This is a genomic window from Rapidithrix thailandica (assembly GCF_039710355.1).
GTDB classification, from domain to species: Bacteria; Bacteroidota; Bacteroidia; order Cytophagales; family Flammeovirgaceae; genus Rapidithrix; species Rapidithrix thailandica.
In genome coordinates this window covers 1-7,296 of record NZ_JBDKWZ010000036.1, presented here as the reverse complement: position 1 = coordinate 7,296, position 7,296 = coordinate 1, and the positions used below count along the sequence as shown (strand labels likewise).

The following is a 7,296-nucleotide window of genomic DNA, read 5'->3' as shown; positions in this document are numbered from 1 at the left end:
ACCTTTATCAATTATCGCTCTAAGCTCGGATACTTCTTCTTGCAGTAATTTGACCCTGTACCTTTTCATCTTTTTTCTAAAGGTACTGAATTATTACGTTATTTTAAATTTTACTTAACACTACTATTCATTATCAGTTAATTTTTTAATGCAAACTGCGAAATATCCAAATAGTTTAAAAAGTCGTTAAACAGTGCATCATAATCAACATCAACCTCATACTCACGAACCATTTTTAATACGTTTTCTGGGTAATTATAAACGTCATGAAAGAAATTTATGCTTTTTGCTTTTCCTAACAATGCATTATATAAAATTTGCTTGAAATTATCCTTTACATCATTCTTTGTATAAATCTCAAACAGTTCAGTATCAGCTAAAGCAGAATGATAGCCATTAGAAAATCCAGCAATCTCATAAGATTTGATATTATTGTTTAAAATAAATTCTTTGTCTTTAATCGTTAACTCTCCTCTATTAAAACGACTTTGACTATCATCTTTAAATTCATATTTATCTGGTTCAAATTGAACAAAGCTTAATTTACTCTTTTTAAATTCCTTAATGATTGAATGGGATTTGGGGACACGAACCGAAAATTTTGTTATTTCTAAAATCTGTGCTAATTCATTTAACCTATTTGAATAAAGCACATTCATGATGTCTTTTAAATCAATCTCTTTATTATAATTATGATATCTTAATATTTCACTTATAGCAAAATCAAAAATCTTATCAGGAAATATGTTTATATAGTCAACAGGTAAGAGAAACCATTCTATTCTCAAGCTTTCAATGTCAAAATTTTCGAGAATAAAAGGCAATATCTCGTGTGGAGGATAAAGTTCAACAAAACCTGATAGCAATCCTCTATATCCTTTTTCTGATATCTCCTGAATTTTATGAATAAGCTCTATACATTCAAACTTAGACACATAACGTTTTTTTTCAAATTCATATAATGCTGTGTCAAGGTTAATTAATGAATAATCTTTCCGTTGGTAATATTTAGTCCAGTAAAGTGAAATGCTGGATATATCTATTTTTCTTGATTCCTGTAGTGATAAACGTATAAAATTGTGAATCTCATCTCTCAAATCGAAACTACCTAAATCCTTTCGCACAAGAATAAAATCACGTAGTGACAACTTCTTATAGTCGTTTATTTCAGGTAAATATCCATAAGCAAGAATATTTCTTTTCGCATCTTTTAATGTCCAATTAGAATAATATTCTTGAGAGCTATATGGTTTAAGAAATGAAGCTAATTTATTTATCGCAATATTTTCTTTGCCAGACATGTAAAGCTGAATGCAATCGTGTATAACAGAAAGCGAGCCTGTTGAATTTCCGTGGATAAATGAATTTTCTAAACTATATGTAACAATATCCTTTAGATTTAATTTATCTTGAAGTAATTCATCTAACCTTTCTCCCGTTAAAGCCTTTTCATGTTGGTCAAAATAATAATCCTCTGTATCGATTTCATCTTGCAAATTTTCGGAAAACCGCTCTGTCGAATACATATCATCACTGGTTATATTAAAGAGTAATGTTGAATCATTCGACTTTATATAAAACAACATTGCAAATAAGTACCTTGTACTTGTAATGTTTTCTTCTGAAAAACCATTGTTTAGAAGAGCTTTGGTATAAGTATAATAAAAGGCATTAAGAGTTGAAATATGGTCTCTACTTACAATATTTAAAATTAAAGATAAATCGTAATAATGAGTTATTTCTAAATCTTCATAATTCAAAGCATTTATCGTTTCTCTTATTTGAAAATAGAATGATTGTATTGCTTCATAGTCAATCACATTTTGAATCAATTCCTTAAAAGTGCTTATCTGACAATACTTCAGAATAATATCTTTTTTGCACTGATTATTAAGGTAGAAGTAATTAAAACGAGATAAAAACCTTTTATCTAAGCTTTGAATTGAATTATAAACATATAGATTAACTTTTTCTGAGATAGAAGAGTAATTTATTTTCTGTTTGCGTAAAAAAGTATTAAAACTGTCATGAAATAAAGAAATTCTATTTAACCTGATTTCAAATAAATATGGATGTTCCTTAATAAACTCATTCACATAATTTGCTGATTCATCTAAAATCTGTGTGATTTCCGATTTCATAAAGAAGGAACGATTGCATAGAAATAGCGATAATGATTGCTTTCCCTTTTCCTGATTTATCAAGTTGTTGTAATAACTATCAACACTTTCAAGTTTATTTAAATTTGGAATAGTCTTGTAAAGCTTGTAATGTTCCGCAATATATTTAACTAATATAGGATAGCCTTCAGTAATTGAATATATTTTTTTAAAAATCTGGTAATCGGATATATGAAATAGTTCATCAAGAACTTTTTGGGTTTGTTTTTCATTCCAATTACTCAAGTTAAATTTTTCCCATTCAATTTTTTTTAGCAGAGGGCGTGATAGTACAATTACTTTACAATAGTCCTTTAGTTGATTTATAAAATCGATGAATAATTCAAACTCTGGTAAATTATAGTTTTCAATATGGTCTAATCCATCAATTATTACTGTTTTTTGTCTTTTCTTAATTTCCTCAAATATTTCATTTATTTCTCTGAATTTTTGGTCGTTGAATAGTTTCTTTGAGAAATCAAAAATGAAGTTTTTAAATTTCAATCTTTTTTCGTAGTCTTCGTCTTGACTACTAATCCAAAATCGATATAAAATTGATTTATTGTATTCTTTAGTAAGACTATTCACAAAATGACTTTTCCCTACACCAGGTTTCCCTTCAATCAATAACAAGTTCTGTATTTGAAGATGTTTTCTACCTGTGTCAATCGTTTTCTCTTGGAGCTCCGTGTTAAATACTTTTATTGAAGGTAAATCCTCTCTTAAAAGTATCCACTCCCGCTTATCTAAGCACTGATGAAACCAATTTTCGATTTCCTGTTTTCTAAGTATGTCATTCTTGTAAAACTCAGCGATTTTCTCGTCTATTTGAGAACGGTTAAATGAAACAATATAAATATCAGACAATTTAAAAGCAGGAAAACCCAATATTTCACAATTAGGAGTTAAGGGTATACTCTTAAAAAACAGGATGTTTTTTGCATCGGAAAGTTTATGACTATTTCCACGAATTTTAATACTTCCATTTGATAAAACAAGGTCATCCAATGAAATCCCTTCAAAATCTTTAATCTGAAAATAGTATTCTACATCACCGAATGAGACTTTAGCATCATCAAACTTATTATTCACATCTGCCTCAATTTCAATCTTATCGATTGAACGCTCAACGTCCATTTTGCTCAATAACAATTCTGTTACATGCTTTTGATAAGTATATCCGCTATAGGCATTTCTCATAATTAAAATCTAAATGATATAAGTTTAATTCTCAATCTGGTGTGCGTTGGCATATTTTTGTCTTTAATTAGTAGTTAATTTGCTTGCAGCGTCGTTCTTTTGGCTTGCGTACAACGTTCTGAATAAATGGTCGTTTTAATGCCGTTTATTTTTTGTTGTGTTTAGTTTATTTTTTCTAGCAATTCATTTAACAGTGATTTTCAGTGGTCAAGTCATTATTCATCTCGTCCAAAGCATATTGAATTTGATGATCTCCACTTTTACACCATTTTATCATTCTTATAATTCCACTTTTTGTAATTATCCCATCATCATTTTCGAATCTCGGTGGAGATGATAAATGAACCAATTTCGAGTAATTATTTAACGCTATTACCAATTTTCGGTCAGTTTCTTGTTGTTGCAATCCGTATTTAAAGAAATGCGATTGGTCAGAACAAACAGCTTTAATTTGAATGCCATCAAATTCCGTCTGGTCAACTTCATCAAATACCCACCACAGATATTCTTTACCGTCAACAAGTGCTCTATTCTTATTCTTCTTGCTTATTGCCATTCTTCTTTCCAATTAAACACAACGTTTCGCGTGTATGAGAAGTAGCGGGTTAAAAAGCACTTCACTTTCAGTTTGGCACTGACTTTTATTAAAAGCACTGACCTTTGGTATAGCACTGAACCCGCTATTTCTTATACACGCTGTTAGCACACGTATTTATTTATTTTTCCAATAGTTATTCAATTTCTTAATCGGTTCTTTAAATGCTTTTTCCATTCGAACTGAAACATCAATTAAATATTCATTCATTTTTTTCCAATCACTTTCTTCAAAGTAGCTTACTCCGTCAAGTTGGGCTTTTATTCTACAAGTTACTTTTTCGTCCATTCGCTCCCAAATCAGAGGCTCGCCGAAGTCTGCTTCTATTTTATCCTTCATTTTATAGATAAAGTCAAATAGTTCTTTGTTTTCTTCTTGACTACCACGGTTAAAAATGATTTCACTTCTACAATAATTGTTGCTCATTGCAAGATTTATGTTAACTCCGCTCATTCCAATTCCTTTTCCTATCCAACTTTCTTTCGATGGTGAATTATTGGAAAAGAGATTGTTTACTTGATTGCTTGCATTTATGAATTGTTCCCAAAATTTTAACCTTACGTGATGTCGATTTTTTAAAGATTCCTGAACTTCAATTTCTTCTTGTGCTTTTGTTGCTATACTAATTGCAAAATCTTCTGTGTCTTTTGTTGGTAAAATCTGCTCTACATTCAGAAATAACTGCTCGTCAAAGGCAAAAGGAGTAACCTTAAAACATTGAAGTCTAATTTTAAAATTCATTAGCCACAGAACTGTTGAAGTCACTTCTTTTCTGAAGTTAGCGGCAATTAAAATTAGTCTTTGTGAGTTCAGTCCTTGATTAAGTACAATTTCTGAAATATCTCGGTTGTCAAAAAAGTCAGATAGCTTTTCTTGTGCAATTCCTGATGAGCCTAAAAAATCTTGATAAATTTTAACTATGTCTTGTTTTGTCAAGCTGGCACAATAAGAAGCATACTTTATTACTTGCCAAGTAACATCTTTTCCTGAGTCATCTAGTTTGTTCTCAATGATTACTAAGTTTCCAAGTTTGTCTAAGGCGAGTAAGTCAAGTCGCTCGTTTGTTTCATTAAATCCGCTAAACTCTTTTTGTATAATCAACAACTCTTCTCCAAGTGAACTCGGATTATTTGCTATCCACTCTTGCAAATGTTCTCTTTCCCTAAATTTCAGTTCGGAAAAGGTCTTTTGTTTAAGTTTCGATATTCTGTTTTTATCTCTGTCGATTAAATACATTCGTTTCGTTCTTTTATATGTTTGCTAACGGTCTTGCTAAATGCCGTGGCCATCCATCGTGGCGGACATGGCATTTAGCTCTTGTTAGGCACTTTTTTGTTTATCCTATATCGTAGACTATACCCTTTTCCTTGTCTGCTGCTAACTCATACATTTTAATCCATTCTATAATTGTGGTCCTATGTTTTTGTTCACGCTCTTTATCCAATGTCAGTATTCTAGCTACGTAATCAAAATAGTCATCTAGTCCAACTTCAGAGACTACTTCAAGAATTTTTATGATTTCATTGAGATGAATAGAGTAGAAGTCAAGAAAAAATCGCTCTTTAATCGCTGGATGTTCCGTCCAATTCAACTTCCAATAGTTCATGAAGAAGCTAATTCCTTCATTGTTTGGTTTGAAATTCTCTTTCCAAAACATATTTCCAAATACAAACTTTAGCTTTTCAAGAGGTAATAATTTATCATTTCCTTTCTCAACCACTTTGCTAAAACATTCATCAACAAAATAATTATTAGTTGTTGTAAACAAGGTAGGATTGCTTAGATATTCATATGAGGGTCTATTTTCTATTAGATAAAACTCCCCGTCATCATCGAAAGGATTTGCCTCTTTTTCTAAATCGATATAACAAAAATTGAAATAGGTAGACATTGATTTATTTTTGAATTCTAATTGCGCCTAACGCTAAGATAAAAACCGTGCTGGTTTAAAAACAAAAAAGTGCCCTCAGGAGACGATAACTTTAAGTTACGGAAAGCTTTTCAGTCCCACTAAGCCCAGCATGGGTTTTATTATTTGTTGTATGTTTTTTATTTTTTATTAGGTTCATATTTATGGTTTTAGAATATAGAGTCCACGCATCAGTATTCTATTTCCTTTACCAACATTAACCGAATCACCTATTCCTCCTATAAATGCATATTCGGCATATCTATTAAATTTTTTATTTCTAAAACTAAACCTATTATTATCCCATAATTCAGTATCAAATAATTTTGCTTCAATACTTTTATCAATAGGCCAAAGTTCATAACTATCCCAAAACATTTCTTCCCATTTAACATTTATAAGTTCACCTAATACTTTCCCATCAAGTTCAACCCACCACCCATAATTTCTTCCATAATCAGACTTTTTTAATTCCTGATATCCATAGATGCCAATAAAAGCAAATATTGAGATAATTAAGTTATTCATCCAGATTCAATTATAGTTATATCTTGCCCAAAGACATACAACGTTTAAATAAACCCCCGTTTTAATGGGGTCTATTTTTTGTTAGCCTTTCGTTTTAGTATTTCCAATTCTTCAAATTTCACAATTAAATCTTCCTCAATAAGTCCACATTCGTTTAAATAAGAAGCAATTCCTTTAATATACTTTTTTGACTTTTTGATATACTCTTTGAAGTCATCCTTAACTTCTGTTTTGGCAGAAAATTCAAATGCCCTTTTCATGAAAAATTGGCAAGCTCTTAAATTCCTTGCTTGATAAAGAGTTACAACATGTGCTATATAGGAGATATATTCATAATAGATTGAGTTTCTTCTAAGGTATTTATCAGGCAGCACTTTACCGAGTGATTTTAAATCATAAACTATCTCCATTTGGTTATCTTTCTCTTCGTCAATAATAAGCCAATCATCAAAAGATTCTCCTTCAAGATCTGTATCAAGTTCATAATAGCCTATCGGGTCTAAATTCCGAACATAGATTTCGTTTTCTTCATTCTTATATAATCCAATTCTTGTCTTGACGAATGGAGTGTCGTAAAAATAATGTTCAAAAATCATCTCTTGTCGCACAAATTCCAATCGGACTTCCTCAATTCTGAAGCCGCCAAGCCCTTCAGGATCGTCAGATACACAATTTGACATTGCAACACGACATGAGATAAGCGCTTCTTCTTTAAGGTTATGCTTTTCCGAAAAGTTGGTTAAAATATTTTCTACGTCTTTTAAAGTCATGTTCAATGAAGGCTAACGCCTAGATAAAATACGTGCTGGCCTAAAAGCCAGTAATCGTGTCCACCGGACACGAAAACCGTAAGTTACCAAATGCCTTCCAGTCCCACTATGCCCAGCATGGGTTTTATTTTTTGT

Annotated in this window: 6 protein-coding genes; all 6 read right to left on the bottom strand. The window is 31.0% G+C overall.

Translation table 11 applies throughout. The features are described from left to right. Window positions 1–137 precede the first annotated feature (137 nt). Complete coding sequence (locus AAG747_RS29040) at window positions 138–3,359, bottom strand: NACHT domain-containing protein (protein ID WP_346824776.1); 3,222 nt, start codon at window positions 3,357–3,359, stop codon at window positions 138–140. A gap of 187 nt (window positions 3,360–3,546) precedes the next feature. After that, window positions 3,547–3,915, bottom strand: coding sequence for a hypothetical protein (locus AAG747_RS29035; protein WP_346824775.1), 369 nt, complete (start codon window positions 3,913–3,915; stop codon window positions 3,547–3,549). Between the two features lie 156 nt (window positions 3,916–4,071). Continuing rightward, window positions 4,072–5,190 (bottom strand): DUF4268 domain-containing protein, encoded by a 1,119-nt coding sequence (locus AAG747_RS29030; RefSeq protein ID WP_346824774.1) that lies wholly within the window; start codon window positions 5,188–5,190, stop codon window positions 4,072–4,074. A gap of 100 nt (window positions 5,191–5,290) precedes the next feature. Continuing rightward, a complete protein-coding gene (locus AAG747_RS29025) occupies window positions 5,291–5,845 on the bottom strand; it encodes a hypothetical protein (protein WP_346824773.1) in 555 nt (184 codons plus the stop codon). A 180-nt stretch (window positions 5,846–6,025) separates the two neighbouring features. Continuing rightward, window positions 6,026–6,391: a hypothetical protein gene (locus tag AAG747_RS29020; protein WP_346824772.1), complete on the bottom strand. Its 366-nt coding sequence runs from the start codon at window positions 6,389–6,391 to the stop codon at window positions 6,026–6,028. Window positions 6,392–6,462: 71 nt separating this feature from the next. Beyond that, window positions 6,463–7,161, bottom strand: coding sequence for a hypothetical protein (locus AAG747_RS29015; protein WP_346824771.1), 699 nt, complete (start codon window positions 7,159–7,161; stop codon window positions 6,463–6,465). Window positions 7,162–7,296 lie beyond the last annotated feature (135 nt).